This is a genomic window from Sporolactobacillus inulinus, assembly GCF_006539285.1.
In the GTDB taxonomy this organism is placed as follows: Bacteria; Bacillota; Bacilli; order Bacillales; family Sporolactobacillaceae; genus Sporolactobacillus; species Sporolactobacillus inulinus.
In genome coordinates this window covers 17,020-38,316 of the sequence record NZ_BJMS01000014.1, presented here as the reverse complement: position 1 = coordinate 38,316, position 21,297 = coordinate 17,020, and the positions used below count along the sequence as shown (strand labels likewise).

General features: G+C 46.9%; 19 protein-coding genes. 17 read left to right on the top strand and 2 right to left on the bottom strand.

Features of this window, described 5'->3' with window-relative positions; genetic code table 11:
- Window position 1: 1 nt before the first annotated feature.
- The 8 genes from SIN01_RS03175 (at window position 2) to SIN01_RS03140 (ending at window position 5,860) form a co-directional block, all read left to right on the top strand.
- Window positions 2-355, top strand: a complete 354-nt coding sequence (locus SIN01_RS03175; RefSeq protein WP_141305957.1) for a DUF4312 family protein — start codon at window positions 2-4, stop codon at window positions 353-355.
- Window positions 352-1,137, top strand: a complete 786-nt coding sequence (locus SIN01_RS03170) for a DUF4311 domain-containing protein (protein WP_141305956.1) — start codon at window positions 352-354, stop codon at window positions 1,135-1,137. The genes SIN01_RS03175 and SIN01_RS03170 overlap by 4 nt, the downstream gene beginning before the upstream one ends.
- 8 nt (window positions 1,138-1,145) lie before the next feature.
- Window positions 1,146-1,850, top strand: coding sequence for a DUF4310 family protein (locus SIN01_RS03165; RefSeq protein ID WP_141305990.1), 705 nt, complete (start codon window positions 1,146-1,148; stop codon window positions 1,848-1,850).
- A 9-nt stretch (window positions 1,851-1,859) separates the two neighbouring features.
- Window positions 1,860-2,975 carry a DgaE family pyridoxal phosphate-dependent ammonia lyase gene (locus SIN01_RS03160; RefSeq protein WP_141305955.1) on the top strand — a complete coding sequence of 372 codons (1,116 nt, stop codon included), beginning with the start codon at window positions 1,860-1,862 and terminating at the stop codon, window positions 2,973-2,975.
- Window positions 2,968-3,669 (top strand): KDGP aldolase, encoded by a 702-nt coding sequence (locus SIN01_RS03155; RefSeq protein WP_141305954.1) that lies wholly within the window; start codon window positions 2,968-2,970, stop codon window positions 3,667-3,669. Before SIN01_RS03160 ends, SIN01_RS03155 begins: the two co-directional genes overlap by 8 nt.
- A gap of 142 nt (window positions 3,670-3,811) precedes the next feature.
- Window positions 3,812-4,009 (top strand): hypothetical protein, encoded by a 198-nt coding sequence (locus SIN01_RS03150; RefSeq protein WP_028975797.1) that lies wholly within the window; start codon window positions 3,812-3,814, stop codon window positions 4,007-4,009.
- A gap of 138 nt (window positions 4,010-4,147) precedes the next feature.
- Window positions 4,148-4,621, top strand: a complete 474-nt coding sequence (locus SIN01_RS03145; protein WP_141305953.1) for a VanZ family protein — start codon at window positions 4,148-4,150, stop codon at window positions 4,619-4,621.
- 165 nt (window positions 4,622-4,786) lie between these two features.
- The gene (locus tag SIN01_RS03140) at window positions 4,787-5,860 is read left to right on the top strand and encodes a M42 family metallopeptidase (protein WP_141305952.1); all 1,074 of its coding nucleotides are present in this window, start codon (window positions 4,787-4,789) and stop codon (window positions 5,858-5,860) included.
- A 269-nt stretch (window positions 5,861-6,129) separates the two neighbouring features.
- Here SIN01_RS03140 and SIN01_RS03135 read toward each other — a convergent pair whose 3' ends face one another.
- Together SIN01_RS03135 and SIN01_RS03130 are read right to left on the bottom strand one after the other, a co-directional pair.
- Window positions 6,130-7,044 (bottom strand): PucR family transcriptional regulator, encoded by a 915-nt coding sequence (locus tag SIN01_RS03135; protein WP_141305951.1) that lies wholly within the window; start codon window positions 7,042-7,044, stop codon window positions 6,130-6,132.
- Between the two features lie 224 nt (window positions 7,045-7,268).
- Entirely contained in the window at window positions 7,269-8,348 is a 1,080-nt protein-coding gene (locus SIN01_RS03130; protein ID WP_141305950.1) for an ABC transporter ATP-binding protein, read from the bottom strand.
- 302 nt (window positions 8,349-8,650) lie between these two features.
- On the opposite strand from SIN01_RS03130, the gene SIN01_RS03125 reads away from it, so the two are divergent.
- The 9 genes from SIN01_RS03125 (at window position 8,651) to SIN01_RS03085 (ending at window position 21,243) form a co-directional block, all read left to right on the top strand.
- The gene (locus SIN01_RS03125; protein ID WP_170214986.1) at window positions 8,651-9,793 is read left to right on the top strand and encodes a PucR family transcriptional regulator; all 1,143 of its coding nucleotides are present in this window, start codon (window positions 8,651-8,653) and stop codon (window positions 9,791-9,793) included.
- Window positions 9,794-9,912: 119 nt separating this feature from the next.
- A complete protein-coding gene (locus SIN01_RS03120) occupies window positions 9,913-11,280 on the top strand; it encodes an aminotransferase class III-fold pyridoxal phosphate-dependent enzyme (RefSeq protein WP_141305948.1) in 1,368 nt (455 codons plus the stop codon).
- 142 nt (window positions 11,281-11,422) lie between these two features.
- The gene (locus tag SIN01_RS03115) at window positions 11,423-12,652 is read left to right on the top strand and encodes a Zn-dependent hydrolase (RefSeq protein WP_028975800.1); all 1,230 of its coding nucleotides are present in this window, start codon (window positions 11,423-11,425) and stop codon (window positions 12,650-12,652) included.
- Between the two features lie 140 nt (window positions 12,653-12,792).
- On the top strand, window positions 12,793-14,331 hold the full coding sequence (locus tag SIN01_RS03110; RefSeq protein ID WP_141305947.1) for an NCS1 family nucleobase:cation symporter-1: 1,539 nt from the start codon (window positions 12,793-12,795) through the stop codon (window positions 14,329-14,331).
- Window positions 14,332-14,373: 42 nt separating this feature from the next.
- The gene (locus tag SIN01_RS03105; protein WP_141305946.1) at window positions 14,374-15,717 is read left to right on the top strand and encodes an NAD(P)-dependent oxidoreductase; all 1,344 of its coding nucleotides are present in this window, start codon (window positions 14,374-14,376) and stop codon (window positions 15,715-15,717) included.
- Between the two features lie 18 nt (window positions 15,718-15,735).
- On the top strand, window positions 15,736-16,998 hold the full coding sequence (gene preA, locus SIN01_RS03100; RefSeq protein WP_141305945.1) for an NAD-dependent dihydropyrimidine dehydrogenase subunit PreA: 1,263 nt from the start codon (window positions 15,736-15,738) through the stop codon (window positions 16,996-16,998).
- 3 nt (window positions 16,999-17,001) lie between these two features.
- Window positions 17,002-17,235 carry a hypothetical protein gene (locus SIN01_RS03095; RefSeq protein ID WP_141305944.1) on the top strand — a complete coding sequence of 78 codons (234 nt, stop codon included), beginning with the start codon at window positions 17,002-17,004 and terminating at the stop codon, window positions 17,233-17,235.
- Window positions 17,236-17,386: 151 nt separating this feature from the next.
- Window positions 17,387-19,474 (top strand): hydantoinase/oxoprolinase family protein, encoded by a 2,088-nt coding sequence (locus tag SIN01_RS03090; RefSeq protein ID WP_028975805.1) that lies wholly within the window; start codon window positions 17,387-17,389, stop codon window positions 19,472-19,474.
- The gene (locus SIN01_RS03085; protein WP_028975806.1) at window positions 19,474-21,243 is read left to right on the top strand and encodes a hydantoinase B/oxoprolinase family protein; all 1,770 of its coding nucleotides are present in this window, start codon (window positions 19,474-19,476) and stop codon (window positions 21,241-21,243) included. The genes SIN01_RS03090 and SIN01_RS03085 overlap by 1 nt, the downstream gene beginning before the upstream one ends.
- Window positions 21,244-21,297 lie beyond the last annotated feature (54 nt).

Below are 21,297 nucleotides of genomic sequence, written 5' to 3'. Positions count from 1 at the left end.
GATGAATATGTTTCGTTCAAACATTCGTGTTGAAGGGAAAGGTGATTCAAAACAAACAGCAATAAATAAAGCCTTGTATAAAATTCAAAAGACAGTAATGAAAAAGTTCCCGGACAGCATGATTCTTCGCATTGAACCTTTTGATGTAACTGTTATTCAAGCGACTGAGAAACAGTTTACTGAACGATTTCTTTTGTTTTTTTTTCGAAGAACACGTTCAATCTTCCATGTAGTACTTGAAGTAGAGGTAAACGTATCTCTATTAGAGGTCGGTAAAATCCCATTTGTTCTCAAAATGGATGAACAGAAGAAGAATCTAAAGAAAATAGTCAATAAAATTGGAGGAGAACAATGACACTTACGTTAATCCTTATTGAATCAATCATTATTGGTGGATTGGTAGGGTTCGCAGCTGGTGCAGGAGCTGCTCGAATGTTTCATGCACCGACTGTACAAGGAATGGGTTCCTTCCGAACTCTTGGCGAACTCAATGCCTGTGCAGGTGATTCGGCAAGTCATTTTTCTTTTGGACTAGGGTTCTTTTTCAATGCATGGGCTTCAGCGGTAGGTGCAGGAACCTTTAGTCAGGATGTCTCTCATCGGATTATCCCAAACTGGGCAGCCGCTGTTTGGTGCAGAAAGGGAAAGCCGATTGAGACAACCTTACATAATCCTAAAAAGATGGCTATCTCAGGTATGGTTGTTGGTATTATTGTTGTTTCTTTTCTGAATCTTACATCCGCTGCTATTCCGCAATCGCTTCAGGCTATTGCGATCAAGGTACTTGTCCCAGCTGCCAATTTGTTGATTAATCCGGTTATGCCTGTGCTCTTCTGGTTGGCTGCACTCGATGCTGGAAAGCGAACTGGGGTGTATGGAACAATCTTTGGCGGGTTGGCGCATCTAATCATGGGAAACGCAGTTCCGGGGGTTGTTTTGGGTATTTTGATTGGCAAAGGTGTTGATGAAAATGGATGGGGTCGACTAACGACAACACTCTTTGTTTCGGTCATCATTCTTTTTGTTCTCAGCGGTTTTTTCAGAGGATTCGATCTAACACTCTTACAACAATTTAAATTAGGTGTTCCTGGTTGGCTGCAAGGGTTACATCAAATGATGGGAGCGGGTGGTAAATAATGGATGAAATGAATGAAAAACATAGTGAAGAAGTGAAAAGTCATATTGATTCTACCAGTAATGAGTCACAAAATGCTGAAAAAGGTTTTTGGTTTGCAGATTGGTCGTTTCCGATTTTTGTGAGTCTTATTTCTGCAGGAGTCTTTGCCGGCACGCATATGTACTACGTTTATCATGTTGGTGCATTTAATGAAGTAGCCGTTATTGCTTTGTTACAGGCAGGAATCGCTGGTGGTGGATTTGGGGCTGCCGCAGCATTCGGCACAAGTTTTTTATTTGCACGAATTTTGGAAGGCTCACTCGTTGGTATATTGGATTTAGGTGGATCAATTTTAACTGGATTAGGTGTAGGCATTCCTGCATTAATGTTAGCTGTCAATTTTAAACTGCCATTAGAAAACTTCCCGCTTGCTTTGATTACTGGATCAATTCTTGGTCTTGTTGTGGGATATATTATTATTGGAATCAGAAAATTCACGGTTGGTAGTTCGAATTCAACATTCGGTGCGGATGTGATGATGGGTGCAGGGAACCTGTCTGGAAAATTTCTTGGCCCACTCATCGTACTAAGTGCTTGCTCTGCTTCTATTCCAATTGGATTTGGTTCCATCACTGGTGCGGCCATTTTTTATTTTTGGAAGAAGCCAGTAGCTGGAGGTGCAATATTAGGAGCGATGGTTCTTGGAATATTCTTCCCCATTGGAATCAAGTGAGGTGCCATCATGGAATTATTAGATAAACTGAATTTAAAACATGTAATTAATGCGAGTGGAAAAATGACAGCTATAGGAGTTTCAACAGCGAGTCCTACTGTTGCAGAAGCGGTAAAAGATGGTACACAAAACTTTGTTGAAATTGAACAGATGATTAATGCTGTTAGCAGAGTAATCGCAGAGGAGACAGGTGCAGAAGATGGCTGTCCGACATGCAGTGCCTCAGCAGGAATAGCCATCGCGGTTGCTGCGATCATTACAGAAGGAAAGTTACCTCTCATCGAACGAATTCCGAATACAGAAGGGTTAAAAAATGAGATTATCATTCAAAAAGGTCATGTTATAAATTATGGTGGCAGCGAAGTACAAATGATTCGACTTGGTGGTGGAAAGGTAATCGAGGTTGGCGCCTCAAATGTTGTTGCGTATGAACATATTGAAGAAGCCATCAATGAGCGAACGGCTGCATTGATGTTTGTTAAATCTCATCACGTATTGCAAGAACAGGGACAGTCGTTGGAAACAATGGTGGCGCTGGCACATAAACATTGTCTCCCGCTGATCATGGATGCAGCTGCGGAAGAGGATTTAAGAAAATACATTGCTTTAGGTGTTGATATTGTGCTTTACAGTGGCGGGAAAGCAATTGAGGGACCAACTTCAGGATTCATGGCTGGTAAATCTCAATATATGATTGCTGCACGAGAACAGTATAAAGGTATTGGACGAGCGATGAAAATAGGTAAAGAAAACTTGGCAGGATTAGCGATTGCTCTGCGTGAGTATCGCAATAAGAATCATCATGTCAAGGAGCAAATTGCGAGCATGACCTACCTTTGCAATGTATTAGACAGAATCGACGGTTTAAGTTGTACGGTAACAAAAGATGATGCCGGCAGAGAAATCTATCGGGCACAAATTAAGGTTCACTCAAAAGTCACAAAAATAACAGCGAAACAAATCAATAAACGTTTAATTGAGCACAACCCTGCTATTTATGTAAGACATCATTTTATTGATCAAGGGATTCTTTCTATAGATCCAAGAACACTAAAAAATGGGCAGGAAGAAACAATTATGTCAACCATTAAATCAATTATTCAAGGGGCGAGTAAGCATGACTGAAGTTATCTTTAATGTTCTGGCTAAGGATTTGCAAAATGCAAAGGATTTAAAGGAAGTAGCAGGTAGTCGCGTACTCATTGGTGTCATGGTAAAAAACTTCCCTACAAATGAAGAAGCGATTGAGCGTGTGAAATCCTATCAAAAAGAAAATATTCGAGTTTCAGTAGGTTTAGGTGCTGGTGATCCGGCAATGTGGAAGCGTGTAGCGGATGTGTCGAAAGCGACACTCCCTCCACACGTCAATCAAGTATTTCCTGCGTCTGGCTACACTTTAGGCTACTTAAATCACAAAGAAACATTGATTAATGCTTTAGTAGAACCTTCTGGTGAGGTTGGAAAAGTGTTCATAACAACTGGAGAATATAGCAAAAACTACAAAGAAAAAGTTTCCTGTAAAGCAGCAACCGCTTTGTTAGCGGAAATTGGGGTACAATCCGTCAAATTTTTCCCGATTAAAGGGGATAGAAAATTAGATGAAGTTGCTGCTATGGTTGATGCTGCTGTTGCAAGTGGTATTACAACTTTTGAACCAACGGGTGGCTTGACTGTTGAGAATGTTCATGACGTTGTCCAAGTGTGCCTTGCCCATGGAGCAAAACGTGTGATTCCTCACTTGTATACTTCTTTGGTGAATAAAGAAACCGGGAGGACAGAAGTCAGTAAACTTAAACAACTCGTAGAGATGGTATGGTAAACTTAATTATCCTTCTGAATTACAGATTAAATTTGTAATTCAGAAGGATTATTTATTTTCACAGGAATTTTTAAGTATGCCAACCTGCGCATAGGGTCATATTGCTGATAGATCTTATTATTATGAGGGGATGTTTGGCAAAATGGGCAATGACGAGATCATCACGGAACTTGGATCTGAGGCTGTACTTAACTATGAGCGTATCACCGCATTATTCTACTTATTGATGGAGAAAGGGATCATCACGCAAGAAGAATTTGATCAGAAGTTCAAAAAAATTCATGAACACTTTGATGATCATCTCAAAGGGATTTTTGGAGATGAGGTTGATTCAGAGTAAACGTCTTTGACGTCAAAGTGTTCCTCAGGCGGCACTCGGACACTCTTGTCCGGGTGTTTTCGTTTGACAAAAAATCACGGTTGCCTAACACTTAATTTAATAGTAACTTTACCAAGATTCGTGTGGAGGAGGGATCGGATGAACGGTTTAAAACAAGCAATGATCAACATTGCCTTAACCTTTTCGATCCTTTTTGTTCTTTACTTGACGATGATTCCTCATGGTCTAATCGGTACCGGCAACTGGCATGGCGGTCCGGTTCATCATTTCAATGTGAACATGAATCCGCTGAATTTGTTCGATGATTTTCGTTCGGCTTCGATGAAGTACTTTATTATTGATGATCTAGGTAATGTATTGCTGTTTCTTCCGTTCGGTTGCATGCTCACGTTAAAGTACCCGTACTTCAAATTCCTGCATCTTGTGTTTATGGGCGCCTTGTTCTCATCGATCATTGAATGCATTCAGCTTTTTCTGCCCAACCGCACCACCGATATTAATGATGTGATCCTGAATACAATCGGAACCGTAGCCGGCTACCTGCTCTTTCGATTTGTTGAAAAGGACGAGGAGAAGCAGCAGGTGAACAAGCGGAGTGATCACTCCGTTTGACTTCGAATGACGCACATGGAGAAAGAGTACTAAGATGGCGGTGGTACTCTTTTCTGTCTTGGAAAGTTGTCTATAGAATGTTTCTTGCGACAACTCTTTTTGAACGATACTATAATAATAATGAAATTATCATGTAGGTGTTTTAGAGACGAGAGGTGCATTTTTGTGGATAAGAAAAAGTCGATTCAATTGATTGAACGTTTATCGAATGCGCACGGTATCTCAGGTTTTGAGGATGAGGTTGCCGGCATTTTTACTGATGCGGTCAAGCCGTTCAGTTCGGTCGAGGAAGATCATATGCGCAATGTGTATGCGGCGCGAAATGGAAATAATGGTGCTCGTCCGGTTGTTCAGCTGGATGCGCACAGCGACGAAGTCGGATTTATGGTTCAGGCAGTGAAACCGAATGGCATGCTGCGTTTTGTGACGGTCGGCGGCTGGGTGCGCGCCAATATTCCGGCACACAAGGTGCGCGTGCGCAATCACGATGGGCAATACATATCGGGGATTATCGCCAGCACACCGCCTCATTTTATGACCGCGGAGGAGCGCAAACGGCTGCCTGAGGTTTCCGAGCTGGTGATCGATGTTGGCGCAACTTCTGCTGAGGAAGCGGTTCGCGATTTCAAAATTGACATTGGGGCACCGGTTGTGCCGGACGTGACGTTCGAGTATAACGAAGCCAAGGGTTTAATGCTGGGCAAGGCGTTTGACAACCGAATCGGTACGGCGGTGATGGCTGAAGTTCTGAAGGAATTGGATGGATCGGATCTTGACATTGATGTTGTAGCCTCGCTTTCTGCACAGGAAGAGGTTGGCGAGCGTGGCGCACAGGTCGCGATGAAGAAGATCAATGCGGATGTTTCAATCGTGTTTGAAGGTGCGCCGGCGGATGATACGGTGATGCCCGAGTATATGATCCAAACCGGGCTCAAACGCGGACCGATGCTGCGTCATTTTGACTCATCGATTATTGTAAATCCGCGTTTTCAAAAGTTCTGCCTTGATCTGGCTTCTGAAAAAGGGATTCCGACGCAACAGTCTGTACGAAGCGGAGGTGGCAATGATGGTGCGGTGATCAATCTGTATCACGGCGCGCCAACCGTTGTGATCAGTGTGCCGGTTCGTTATGCGCATACCTCCTATTGCTTTGTTGCCTATGAGGATTTTGTTTCGGCGGTGAAGTTGACAGTCGACGTGTTGAAAAAGTTAAATGCTGATGTTATTGAACGGTTCTAAACGTTTGATCGTGGGAGCAGACCTGATTTTAGGGTCTGTTTTTTTTTTTTTTTTACATGAACTTGCTGAAACTGGGATAAGCAGCATATCTGTAATCAATCAAATTGAGATATGAGAGAGACGCCCGCGGCAAGCAAGCCAAGGAAGACCCCTCGGGAAGATTGCATGTTCGAGGAGGCTTCCGGATCGCCCTCGGCAAGCAGCTGAAGTGTCGTTCAAACTCAAGATTGATGGATCCAATCCTCGTCCTACGGGAGCAAGGAACGGGCTTAGTCAGGATTTTCTGATCGCTTCCATTGATCGTAGCGATAGAGATCGATCAGAAGTGAGAGGATCACGGCATCTTCAAAGTGCTTCGGATCAAGTCCGGTAAGCTGATAAACACGATCCAATCGATAGGTAAGCGTGTTGCGATGCAGGAATAATTCATCTGCAGCTTTGGAAAGGTTGAAGTTGTGCTGAAAATAGCTGGTGACGCTGTGCAAGAGTTCCGGCGGCACGTCACGCAAGCGCTTCACTTGTTGTGTGATCGTACTGTTTTTTTGCTCATGTAGTGCTTCCGCAGCTAAAACAGCCAGTAGATGAGCAGAAGCGACAACATGACGTTCAGGAAAAAGCAGACATGATTTATTGAATAGTGCAAAATTTTTTTTGTAAGTCGTGTGCACCGTGCTCAAGTCATCCACAGGCATGCACAGCAGATGCAGATTGCAATAGAAATCACTGCTGATTAAATTGATCAGTTCATCTAGGGGCTCCTCGGGAGCGCTTTTTAATAGAATGATTCCTTGTTTGCTGTTCTTCCAGAGCGTCGTTAGATAGATTCGATCAAAGTAGGAGTGGAAGGCAGATTCAAGATTCCGGTGCCGATCGCTGAATTGCGCGAGCTGAATATAAAGTAAATAGGCGCGCGTGAGTGGACATTTTTCCGGATGCAGGTTGTTGAAAAGCAGATCCGCCCAAAAGCGCTGTTTCTTTGTCTGATTCAATGCGTCGGGTGAAAAAGAAGCGAAACAGAAATGGAGCAGCTTCTGTTCGCTTTCGGACAGGCGGGCGCGTTTGATGCCGAAAACGGTACCGTCTTTCGTTTTGAACCATAGATACGTTTCGGGATCGGCTATCTGTGCCGGATCGTTGATCAAAGATGTTCCATACATTGTTTTCAGCTGATGCATACCAATCATGAACGATCCCCTCCCTGTTTCACTAGTATAACGAACGTGCGCTTCTTTTATCTGTACTTAGGCAACTTGATCGTTCGTTCAAGCAAAAGATTTCTTGTTCTTAGACGATGCTGAGCACGGTTTGTTTCTTTCCAAACAATACGTTGCATATGCTTCTTTTTTAGATCATACAAAAAGCAGACCTCGTAGCGTCAATGAAGTCTGCCCCTTATGAATTTGCGTCATCATAGGATGCGTTTTTCGGTTTCAGCATCAAAGAAACGCAGCTTGTCCGGTTTGAGGGCAAGTGAAATCTGTTCGCCGCTGCGTACATGTTCGGCAGTTGTTTTAATAATAATGCTTGTTTCACCAATACGTGTATAAATCAGCGATTCTGAACCCAGCAATTCGGCAACGTCAACGGTTGCAGGAAAGGCATCTTCAACCGCTTCCTTTACGGAAACAATGTCTTCAGGACGGATTCCGGCAATGACTGATTTTCCTTTGTAGTCGCTCAGCTTTGAAAGCGTATCTTGTGAAAGCGGTACGAGGTGATCGCTGATTAAGGCTCCCTGCTCTGAAATGGCTGCCGGAAGAAAATTCATTGGCGGTGCACCAATGAACCCGCCGACAAACATGTTTGTCGGATTTTTGTAGACGTCTTCCGGTGTACCGATTTGCTGAATTTCACCATCCTTCATAATGACGATGCGATCGGCCATCGTCATCGCTTCGGTTTGGTCGTGGGTGACATAGATGGTCGTCACTTGCAGGCGCCGTTGCAGTTTGGCGATCTCTGCACGCATTTGGACGCGAAGTTTGGCATCAAGGTTGGACAGTGGTTCATCCATGAGAAAAACCTGCGGGTTGCGCACCATCGCGCGACCGAGTGCAACGCGCTGACGCTGTCCTCCAGAGAGTGCTTTTGGCTTTCGATTCAAGTATTCTTCAAGGCCAAGCACTTGGGCCGCTTCGCGGACGCGTTTGTCAATATCACTTTTTTTGAGTTTGCGAATTTTGAGCCCAAACGCCATGTTTCCATAAACGGTCATATGCGGGTATAGGGCGTAGTTCTGGAAAACCATCGCAATATCACGATTTTTGGGGGCGGTGTCATTGACCTTTTTATCATTGATATAAAGTCCGCCTTCAGATATTTCCTCAAGTCCGGCGATCATTCGCAAGGTCGTGGATTTACCGCAGCCGGACGGGCCGACCAAAACGATGAATTCCTTATCCTTGATTGAAAGATTGAAATCTTTGACTGTCAGTGCATCACTGTTGGCGTAGCGCTTCTTGATATGGTCGAGTACAATGGTCGCCATGGTGAACCTCCTCTATCACTTGTTTTTTTAAGCATACAAAATGTGTGAGGTAGGGACTATTGACGAACTGCCGAAAAAAAACGATTCGACCTGACAGTTTGTTACGCCGAGCTATTGGTGATGCCTTTATTACGTGAGATTGGACATGTGAAACGGATCGATTTATAGTCAAAGTAGATGTGAAAATTTTTAAACAAGTCAGAATAGGCTTTAATACAGGCTGATTACGTTTCTACTTTCGTTCGTTTTTGATTCAATGCTTTACTTCCTAAATGTTTCTTTGGATTGTAAGGGGGGATGAGATGATCACACTTAAGCATTTGTTTATGCTGCCGGAACTTTCAACGATCAAACCGGTCGCCGGAGAAGCGGGCATGTCGCGAACGATCTCCGGGGTCAATGTGATGGAAAGCGACTGTTTATTCGACTTTTTTAAGGCAGGCGAGCTGCTTGTCACGACGGGGATCAACATGGATCATGATGAGGAAAAGCTGATCACCATGGTGAAAAAAACCTATGATCACCAAGCATCCGGCGTGATCTTGAATGTCGGTCCATATATTCCGAGCATTCCCAATGAAGTCATGGATTTTGCAAATAGCCATCGGTTCCCAATTTTCAGTATGCCTTGGAGCTATCGTGTGGCTGATTTCGTGAAAATTACCGTTCAGTTTCTTGCAGCGGCGGAGCAGAATCAATCCCGTTTCAGAGATTTGCTGTCAGAGCTGTTGTTCCAATCCGTTCCCGATCGTGCTTATGTGACTGCGGAACTTGAGCAGATCGGCGCGCAGGCGGATCAATCCTTTTCAATCGTGGTCTGTTCGTATGATTCGGATCAATTGCCGGTTTCGCTCGTCTATGGAATTGAGATGGAACTGTCGCGAAAATACCGACTGCTGCAATCGATGCATCGGGAGAATCAATTAATTTATTTGACTGTACAAATACGCGGATCGGACTTGCCGCTGATGAAGCTGACCGAGGGAATTCGCGCCAAGAAGACAGAGTGGCGCAACCTTTCAATCGGGAGCGGAAGCGAATACCCGGTTATGGAGGCTCAAAGGAGTTACCAGGAAGCGCTGACGGTACTACGTCTGGCTAAACGTCATCCGTATTTGAAGATTTGTGAGTTTAATGATCTAGGTGCCTATCGCATTATTATGGATGTGCGCGATCCACGCATCATTGAGCGCTTTTATCAAAAGTATCTTGGGCAGCTGTACCGTTATGATCAACTGCATGAGACTGATTTTGTTCCATTTCTTCGTGTTTTTCTCGAAGAGGATGGACGCACGGCAACGATTGCTAATAAAAAATTTATTCATCGGAATACAGTCCTTTATAAAGTGAAAAAAATTGAAGCGATTCTTGGAGCAGATCTGGGGCATCCTTTTGTGAAAACGAATTTGCAGTTGGCCTTTATGATTGAAGATCTGATGCGATAATGTGCCTTGCGATTGTGCAAGTGCACATTATTTTTTGGCTGAATGTTCATTGTTTTCTGTTTTTATCGTTATATCATTAAATTATGTTAATTCAGAAAAAGCGGACTGGAGATGGCGCAATGGAGCACCTTGATGACCAGCAAATTAAAGAAGACGATCGAAACTATGTCTTACATTCATGGTCTAAACAAAAAGACGTCCATCCTAAGATCATTAAAAAAGCGCAAGGAATTTTTTTCTGGGATGAGACAGGAAAAAGGTTTTACGACATGTGTTCACAGCTTGTCTATCTGAATGTGGGCCATAATCATCCGAAGCTGATGGAGGCGTTCAAACACATCGGTGAAATCCCGCTTTCCGCACCGGGGTTTGCGACGGAATCGAAGGCAGAGCTTGCCCGCAAGATTATTGAGGTTGCACCAAAGAACATGGCCAAGGTCTTCTTCGCCAATGGCGGTGCCGACTCGAATGACCACGCGGTAAAAATTGCGCGCATGTACTCGGGACGGTACAAAATCTTCTCACGTTATCGATCCTATCATGGCGCAACCTTTGGTGCCGGTAATTTATCCGGTGAAAATCGTCGTTTCACTGTTGAACCGGGACTTCCTGGATTCATTAAATTTGAGACACCGTACCTTTACCGGGAATCCATTGCTTTTGACAGTGAAGAAGCGGCGGCAGCTTTCTATCTGGATCGTCTCAACAGTCAGATCCTCTATGAAGGGCCGGAATCGATTGCAGCCATTTTCATGGAGTCGATTCCAGGTAGCAACGGCGTACTGATTCCGCCAAAGGGTTATATGGAAGGTGTACGGGAGCTGTGCACGAAATATGGGATCCTGATGATTTGCGACGAGGTCATGGCCGGTTTCGGGCGCACCGGGAAAATGTTTGCGGTTGAACATTTCGGAATTGAACCGGACATGATGACTTTTGCCAAAGGCGTGACCTGCGGCTATAGTCCACTTGGCGGTGTGATTGTCAGCAAGCAGATTGCTGACTATTTCGATGATCATGTGCTGATGACCGGATTGACCTATAGTGGGCACACGGTCTCCACACAAATCGGCTGCGCCACGCTTGATGTGTACAAGGAGGAGCACTTGATTGATCACGCGGCGGCGATGGGCGATGTTCTGGCAGAGCGTCTCGATAAGCTGAAACGTTTTGCATCCGTTGGCGAGGTGCGCTGTATCGGACTGTTCGCGGCAGTTGAACTCGTCAAAGACAAGGAGACAAAAGAACCGCTGATCGCCTATGGGATGGATTTCGGCAGGGATAAAGTCGGACTGATGAAAAAATTCGTCGGCATGCTGATGGCCCAAGGCTTTTACACCTACTCACATGAATCGAGTGTGATGATCGCTCCGCCGCTGATTATTACCGAAGAGGAAATTAATGAAGCGATGGATCGCTTTGAAGCTGCTTTGACTCAGTTTGAAAAAGAGGTTCTGTTCGCAGATTCGAAGTTGATGACGCCTTAATTAAGCGGTTTGCTCATAAAATGCGCCATACGTTTGACCGCAATGAAAAATAATTTTTTTACAGTGAAACGAAGTTCGAGACAACGCGTGTCATTTGAGCCGGTTCAGCAAGGAAAAATCGTTTTACGGAGGCGGGACGCTCGTGCAGGAACAGAAGCTGAAGATTAATGCGGAACGGTTGAAGGAGACAATTGAAAAATTTGCGGATTTTGGGCGCACTGAGAAGAATGGGGTCACGCGACTATCGCTTTCAAATGAGGATATCGGTGCACGGGACTACCTGGTCTCTTGTTGTAAGGAGCTAGGGATGAGTATCAAGGTTGACGATGTTGCAAATGTGTACGCCACAATGGCAGGCAGCGAGGACCGACCTCCGCTGGTGATGGGGTCCCATCTCGACACGGTGAAGAAAGGCGGCCGTTTTGACGGTGTGCTCGGTGTTATTGCCGCACTGGAAGTGGCACGAACGCTTCATGACCACCGCATTCAGCCGAAAATTCCGTTCATGCTTGTTGATTTCACGAATGAAGAAGGTGCACGTTTTGATCCGGCGATGATGTGTTCCGGAATCATCTCCGGAAAATTTGAGAAGGCACAAATGCTGCAAAGTATGGATTCGCAAGGCATGACTTTTGGAGAGGCATTGGCGGCGAGCGGTTATGAGGGCGATGCGGCCAATCGACTACAGGAAGCGACCGCTTATTTGGAAATGCATATTGAACAGGGGCCGGTGCTCGAGAGCGAAGCACGTTCGATCGGCATTGTTGAGGGCGTTGTCGGTATGGTGAATGACGAGATTGAGGTAACCGGGGCATCAGATCATGCTGGAACGACACCGATGCCCATGCGCAAGGATGCGTTGTTTGCAGCGACCGATGCCATCGTCCTACTGAGGAAAAAGCTGAATGAGCTGGATTCTGATTTGGTTTATACGATGGGACGAATGCTGGTGGCTCCGAATATTCATACCGTGATTCCGAATCGAGTGACGTTCACACTCGAAGCGCGGCACAAAGATATGAATGTTGTGGCACAAGTCGTTCAAGCGATTAAAGAGCTACCAGAAACTTTGGGCGGCTGCACAATTAAGGTTCGAAAATTATGGGGGAGAAAGACCGTTGCCTTTGACCAGACGCTTTGCGACAGGTTGGAACAATCGGCACAAGAGCTGGGTTATACCTATAAAAGAATGTACAGCGGTGCCGGTCATGACGCTCAGTATATAGCCGATTACATTCCTACGGCAATGATTTTCGTTCCAAGCTTGGATGGCAAGAGCCACTGTGAGGAAGAGTTTACGGACTATGAAGATTGCGCAAAGGGGGTGAATGCGGCCCTGGATACAGTGCTTTCCATCCTTAGTCCGGCGTGATTCTTGCAATGATTCTTTTCTTAATCGTTTTCGTGATCAAGAGAGAACAAGGCTTTGAGCTTTGTGATGGTTTTGCCTCTATGAACGAGATCTTGTGATGGTTCGCCTGCAACTCCAAATTAAATTAGGGAGGAAGACACATGACGAAAACGCAAGTTGAGCAAAACGGTATTGTAACATTGACCAGCGAAGCTGCTGAAACGCTTAAAGACAGTCACCTGTTGAATGAAGATTTGCGCCCGACAACGAAAAAGGAACATCATTGGACGGCATATAACTTTGCTTCACTTTGGATAGGCATGTGTATCTGTATCCCGACGTACACAATGTCGTCCGGACTGATTGCACTAGGGATGAACTGGTGGCAGGCAATCGTCACGATCATTCTCGGAAACTTGATCGTTCTGATTCCAATCTTGCTGAATACGCATGCCGGTACGAAGTTTGGCATCCCTTATCCGGTATTCGCACGTCTTTGGTTCGGATCAAAAGGGGCACATATTCCGGCGATTGCCCGGGCAATCGTTGCCGCGGCTTGGTTCGGTATTAACTGCTGGTACGGTGGTGCGGCGATCGATACGCTGCTTGTCTCAATGACCGGCTGGGAACAGGTCGGCGGGCACTTGTTCATCGCGTTCTTTGCATTCTGGGCTCTGAATGTATTGATCGCCTATCGCGGACCGGAAGCCATCCGTAAAATGGAATTCTGGGCTGCCCCGGTGTTGCTCATTCTCGGTCTTGCCTTGCTGATTTGGGCATTAACTGCTGCCGGCGGCTTTGGGCCAATGCTTTCTGCTCCTTCTAAATTTAATTCAGTCGGCTCGTTCCTAGCCATCTTTTTCCCTGCATTAACCGGGGTCATCGCTTTTTGGGCAACCTTGGCTCTAAACATTCCTGATTTCGGACGCTACGCGAAAAGTCAAAAAGCGCAAGTGGTTGGTCAATCGATCGCACTTCCCGGCACGATGGGACTGTTTGCGTTCATCGGTGTTGGGGTCACCTCGGCTACCGTCGTTATTTTCGGTGAAGCGATCTGGGATCCGGCTGCACTTCTTTCTCATTTTCCTCCATTTGTGATCTTCATCGGTACAATTGGCATTATCCTAGCTGCCTTAACAACCAATGTTGCTGCGAACGTCGTCGCTCCGGCTCGTGCGGCAGAAAATCTTTATCCGAAAAAAATCACCTTTGCCGGCGGTGCCATTTTAACTGGTCTGCTTTCGCTTGTGATGCAGCCATGGTACCTTGTTGGCGATATCGCCAATTACATTTTCGTCTTCCTCAACGGATACGGCGCGCTGCTTGGTCCGATCGATGGGATTGCGATTGCCGATTATTGGTTTGTACGCAAACGTCGTCTTGCATTGAGCGAGTTGTATAAAAGCGACGGTCGATACAGCTATGCTTCCGGCTTTAACATGAAGAGTATTTATGCCTTGCTGATCGGAATCGTGATTCCGGTACTTGGGCTCTTTATCCCGGCACTTTCCTTCCTGTGGCAAAATGCATGGACATTCGGTCTGATCATCTCCGGGTGCGTGTACGGATACCTGATGCGTCAAAGCCCGAGCATGCTCAGCGAGGAAGAATATGCCTCGATGACAGTGATGATGGATTCAGCAAGTACGTCAAAAAAATTAAGTGGCAATGTAATCAAATCCGATCCGGAAAACGTCTGATTCACGTAATGAATGACGGCTGAATACGAGGAGATGACTATTATGGATTCTGCAGCAACGCATGCTTGGAAAATCTTCGATGAAGTGAAGCCCGACATGAAACCGAAAGAAGTCATGGAGGAAGCGAATCGCTGCTTGTTCTGTTACGATGCGCCGTGCATGAAGGCATGTCCAACCCATATCGATGTTCCGTTATTCATCAAAAAGATCACGACCGGCAATATGAAAGGGTCGGCACGTATCATTATGGAAGCAAATCCGGTTGCAGCAACCTGTGCGCGGGTATGTCCAACCGAAGAATTATGCGAAGGTGCTTGCGTGCTCAACGATGCGTCACTACCAATTATGATCGGCGATCTGCAGCGGCATACGATGAACTGGGCGATGAAAAATAATCCGCAATTGTTTGAGGCAGGCGAGCAGAACGGCAAAAGGGTTGCAGTAATCGGTGCCGGTCCGGCCGGGTTGTCTTCAGCTCGGGAACTTGCGCGTTATGGCTATCAAGTAACGGTTTTTGAGAAACAAGCGGAAGCCGGAGGTCTGGATACGTACGGGATCGTTCCCTTTCGGCTTCCCAAGCATGTTGCGCTTTGGGAAGTCGAGCAGATCAAGAAACTCGGCGTGAGCATTCAAACGAATACTGAAGTCGGAAAAGATGTATCGATTCAAGCGGTTCTTGATGGGTTTGATGCAGTTATCCTGGCCATCGGTATGGCTCATGTACCGCCGCTTGGCATTCCCGGAGAAGAACTTGACGGCGTATTTGATGCGATTCAGCTGATTGAACGTGTAAAAAGCGGCCACGTCACGGATCGTTTCTCCGGGAAAAAGGCAGTCGTGATTGGTGCCGGGAATACGGCCATCGACGCAGCGACTTGTCTAAAACGATTGGGTGCGGCTCGCGTGCAAATCGTGTACCGCCGTTCTGAGAAGGAAATGACTGCTTATCCGTTTGAATACCGTTTTGCCAAAGAAGAAGGCATTGAATTTCGCTGGCAAACACAGCCGAAAAGGATTGAAGGCGACGAAAACGGCAACGTTACAAGCGTTGTCTGTGCGCCAATCATGCTCGGCGAAAAAGATGCAAGCGGGCGCCGCCGCCCAATCGAAATTGACAATGCTCCATTTGCCATTAACGCCGATATCGTGGTCAAGGCGATCGGACAAATGCGTGATATACCATTGATTGAAGCATTTGATTTGGCTCATGATCACGGTGTTGTGGCGGTTGACCCGCTGACTTACCAAACATCGAATCCTAAGGTATATGCTGCCGGTGATGTGATTTTCGGTAATGGAAAAGGCGAAGCGATGGTTGTTGCAGCTGCGGAACAGGGGAAAAAGACAGCACAAGCGATTCATGAGCAGCTGCTCAGCAAAATTTAAAACTGAGGAGTGAGGGCGATGGCGGATTTGCATATTGATTTTGCAGGCATTAAGTCAAAGAATCCTTTCTGGCTGGCTTCCGGACCACCGACCAACACCGGCTATCAGGTGCAGCGTGCATTTGACGCCGGTTGGGGCGGTGCCGTATGGAAAACACTGGGTGATCCGGTCATCAATGTAACGTCACGATTCTCAGGATTGAATTATGGCGGGCAGCGTGTGGCTGGTTTTAATAATATTGAACTGATTACGGATCGTCCGCTTGAAGTCAATCTGCGCGAGATCAGAGAAACGAAACGTGCCTATCCCGATCATGCAATCATTGCTTCACTCATGGTTGAGCCTAAGCAGGAGAAATGGCATGAGATTGTAAAACGTGTTGAGGATGTCGGTGTTGACGGGCTGGAACTCAATTTCGGCTGCCCGCATGGCATGGCTGAGCGTAGGATGGGTTCCGCATCGGGGCAGGTACCGGATTTAGTTGAGAAACAAACCTATTGGACAAAAGAAGCGGCGGAAACACCGGTTATCGTTAAATTAACCCCGAACATCACGGATATCACGGCAACTGCTGATGCAGCCGTTCAAGGCGGCGCTGATGCAATCAGCATGATCAACACCATCAACAGCTTGATGGGGGTTGATTTGGATACATGGAATACATTCCCAAACATTGCTGGTAAAGGAACACATGGAGGCTATTCTGGACCTGCGGTGAAGCCGATTGCTTTGAGCATGGTTGCCGAGTGTGCGACGCAACCGGATATTCAGGTTCCGATCTCAGGAATTGGTGGGATCGAAAATTGGCAGGATGCGGTGGAATTTATGCTGATGGGTGCCTCAAACGTGCAAGTATGCACGGCCGCCATGCATCATGGCTTCCGCATTGTTGAGGATATGATTGACGGGTTGACGAATTATTTGGATGAAAAAGGGCTGAATTCGGCCATGGATTTGGTCGGCCAATCGGTATCGAAGTACAAGAAATGGGGCGACCTCGACTTGAACCACAAGCGGGTTGCTCGCATCAATCAGGACTACTGCATTCATTGCAATAAATGCCACATTTCCTGTGAGGATGCTGCCCATCAGTGCATTGAATTTTATACAGAATCAGACGGTACCCGTGCGCTCAAAGTACGTGAAGAGGACTGTGTCGGCTGCAACCTCTGCTCAATTGTCTGTCCGGCAGACGGCGCGATTGAGATGATTGAACAGCCAAGTGATGTTTCGATGACTTGGAACGAACGGCAACGTCTGATCAGTGTATTTGGGGGTTGAACGATGCACGAACATCAATTTTATTTAGAGGAAAAACAGAAAATTGACACGCTGCTTGGCAATGAATTTCGCATCGTCGCGATCAATGAAAATCTTAGCGGCATGTTCGTCGCATTTAAGCAGATGGGCGATCAAGGCAATACAGCGCATGCGACGCTACATTTGCTGATTCCGGAAACAAGAAAGTATGTGACAAATCTGCTTCTTGCGGAGAAAGTGGATCAATCGCCCACTTAATTCGGAAGTGTTCTGAGGGATGTTATCCGTTACATGTTCCTCTTTGTGAAGCGACTGCATTTATTGTTTGAATTTTTAAATAGCTGGAGCGGGATTTCTTTGCTGCATGTTTTGAATTCTGCTCACGCATTGTGGATGGAGGCTGACGCTTATGAAACTTATTGGTGTAGATATTGGTGGTACATTTACCGATGTGATTTACACAGATACGGATACCGGTGTTTCAAAGATTCATAAAACGCCAACGACCACAAACGACCCATCAATTGGCATGGTCAATGGCATTTTAGAACTATGCAGCCGTTACGGGATTGATCGCGGCAGTGTCGATCATGTTTTCCACGGTACGACGATTGCAACCAATGCTGCTCTGGAGCATAAGGGGGCGAAAACGGGACTGATTACGACGGAAGGCTACCGTGATCTTTTGCAGATCGGCCGGCACCAGCGACCAGAAAACTATTCGATCACTCAGGATATTCCGTGGCAGGATCGCTCAATGGTGGCGCGACGCTATCGAAAGACGGTTTCCGAACGGATCGGTGTGCTCGATGGAAAGGCCTATGAAAAAGTGCCACTTGATGAGGAAGCGGTCATCAGCGTTCTTGATGATTTTAAAAAGGAAGGCGTCGAGTCAGTTGTGGTCGGGTTCTTATTCTCTTATTTGAATCCGGATCACGAAGAGCGGGTGAAGGAGATCGTCCAGGAAAAGTTTCCTGATTTTTATATCACGACTTCAGCAGAGATTTCGCCTCAGTTTCGTGAATTTGAACGGTTTGCGACGGCTTCGATGAACGGATTTGTCGGTCCGAAGATGAAAGGGTATATCGAAGCGCTTGAATCACGGCTCGCTGATGCCGGCATCGATTGCGATCTGCTGATTATGACATCAAATGGCGGAGTGGCCAATTCAGCAACAATTTCTGAAAAACCGGTTCTGACCCTATTATCGGGTCCGGCAGCAGGGGTGCTCGGCGGCCAATGGGCAGGAAAATTGTCCAATCATGAACGGCTGATTACCTTTGACGTCGGCGGAACAAGTGCAGACATCGGGATCGTGACCGAGCGCGGATTCTCGGAATCTTCTGCCGGCGATACTGAAATTGCCGGTTACCCGCTACAGGTGCCGATGATTGATATTTATACGATTGGTGCGGGCGGCGGAAGTATCGCTTATGTTGATGCCGGCGGCGCATTTCAGGTTGGCCCGCAAAGTGCCGGATCCTATCCGGGTCCTGCCTGTTACGGACGCGGCGGCGATCTGCCGACCGTGACCGATGCCACGCTCGTGCTTGGCCGTCTCGATCCGGATCACTTCCTGGACGGTGAGATGGAGATTTTCCCGGAAAAGGCGGTTGCTTCGGTTCAGCACCTGGCTTCCGTGCTTGGGCTTGGGCTCTATGAAACTGCTGAGGGCATTTTAACGATCGTGAATAATAATATGGCCAACGCGATCCGATCGCGTACGATTCAGAAAGGCTTTGATCCGCGTGAATTTAGTTTGGCGGCGCTCGGCGGCGGTGGACCGATGTGTTCGATCGAAGTGGCAAAAATTCTCGATATTCCGGAAGTCATCATTCCGCCGTATCCGGGAATTACGTCAGCAACCGGTCTGCTCACGACCGATTTGAAGTATGATGCCGTTCAGACGATTTTTGTGGCGAGCGACAAGGTCGATTTGGCGTATTTGAACGAGCGTTTTACGAATCTTGAAAAAGAAATTACGGCTCAATTGATGGATGCAGGGTTTGAGAAGGAACAAATTTCGCTCCTGCGTTTCTTTGACTGCCGCTATGTCGGGCAGGGCTATGAGCTGCGCATCCCGGTTGCTACAGGGGTAATTAATGAAAGCAACGCGTCGGCTATTTGGAATACGTTCCATGAGGTTCATAAACGTGAGTACGGGCACTCCTTTTTAAATAACCCGGTTGAAATTGTCAACATGCGTGTTACCGGCGTCGGTGAAATGCCGAAGATTGGTGATCCTGATTTTGCTGAAGGAAGCCGTTCGCTTGATGAGGCTCTGGTCAAAGTGGCTCCGGCATGGTTCCGCTCAAACAGCACGTTGAAATCATTTGACACGCCGCACTATATGAAAAGCAAGCTGCCGATCGATGAAGCTTTTGCAGGTCCGTGCATTATTTTGCAAAAGGATACGACATCCGTTATTCCGCCGAACTGCGCGGCAACGATGAGCGCAAACGGAAGCATCATCGTAAAAATAGGGGGCGAAGCGTAATGGTAGATACGAAGAAAGCGATCGACCCGATTACGGCACAAGTTCTAAGCGGTGCACTGAAAAATATTGCGATTGAAATGGGGCACAAGCTCGCGCGTATGTCCTATTCCAGTATCATTCGCGAATCCAATGATTTTGGCTGCGCGCTGCTTGATGAAAACGGACAGCAGCTTTGCGAGTCGGTAAACAGTACACCGCTGCAATCCGGTCCGATTCCCGGCTACCTCCAAGGTATTCGTACGATTATGGCCGAGCGCGGTGATGATTTTAAACCGGGGGATGTTATTCTCCATAATTCTTCTTTTTATGGTGCGACACACCAGCCGGATTGCGGTTTCTTTGTTCCGGTCTATTATAAAGGTGAGTTAGTTGGCTTTTCGTGCTCAACGGCGCATCAACTTGATCTTGGCGCGCTGTCTCCAGGCTCCATCGGGATCATCGATGCAGTGGATTGTTTCGCAGAAGGGCTGCAGTTTAAGGCGATCAAGGTTTATGATGAAGGAAAACCGAATGATACTGTTTGGCAGCTGATTCGTGATAACGTGCGCGCCACTGATATGGTTGTCGGTGATATGGAAGCACAAATTGCAACGTGCCGGATCGGCGCACAACGCTATTTGGAATTGGTCGAAAAGTTCGGACTCGAGACTGTCCGAGCGGCACGCGACTATATGATCGACTATTCGGAGCGGATCCTGAGAAACGAGATTGCGAAAATACCAGACGGCACGTATCATTCGTCCGGCTACATCGACGGATACTTGGATAGTGAGGATCCGAAGCGAAAGGACTTGAAGTTCGAGGTCAACCTGACTGTAGAAGGCGATGACATGATCGTTGACCTGACCGGAACCTCGGATCAGGTCGATGACCGGCCGATCAACATGCCGTTTCCGGGAACTACAGATATGGCGGTGTACCTGACGATCCGAACCATTCTGCTGGATTCGAAGAAATTCGGCTACATTCCGCAAAATGCCGGAATGGTGAAACCGATTAAGATCATCGCGCCGGAAGGAACGCTTGTAAACCCAACTTACCCGGCACCGACGATCTCTCGATTTTGTCCCGGCAATGCACTTGCCGATACGATCATGCATGCACTCGGTCAGGCGGTTCCAAATCAAATTTGCGCCGGCATCGGCAATTTGTACATGGTCGCCTACAGCGGGATGATTGATAAAAGATACTGGGTATACATGGATATTATGGCCGGAAGTTCCGGCGGACGCTTTGGGAAAGACGGTATGGATGCGATCGATGTCTTGTATGCTAATACGCGAAACAATCCGATCGAGGATATCGAATCGCATCAACCGCTGAGTGTGACTCGTTATGAATTCCCGGACAATGCCGCAGCCTCAGGAAAATATCGCGGCGGTGTCGGTCCGATCCGTGACATTGAATTTACCGATGAAGGCGGATTTTCTGTCGAAGGCGAAGGACAAAAATACGCGCCATGGGGTTTTGCCGGCGGCTGTGATGGCACGCCAAGCACGCTGATTTTCCGTGATCGCGCGGGTAAGGAGACGGTACTCCCGTCAAAGGTTCCCTATAAGAAAACCAACCCAGGCGAAACGCTGGAGATCATCGGTCCGTGTGGCGGCGGATACGGTAGCCCGTTCGAACGTGATCCGGAAGCCGTTCTTGGCGATGTGCTTGACGATTATATCACGTCCGAACGTGCCAGAAACGAGTTTGGTGTCGTTATCGAAGACAATAAAATTTTGTGGGACGAAACCGAACTGCTGCGCAGTACTCAAGCATGAACACTGATTCTATTAGGAGCCTTTGGGCGATTGAACCCTTGCAGGGAACAATTG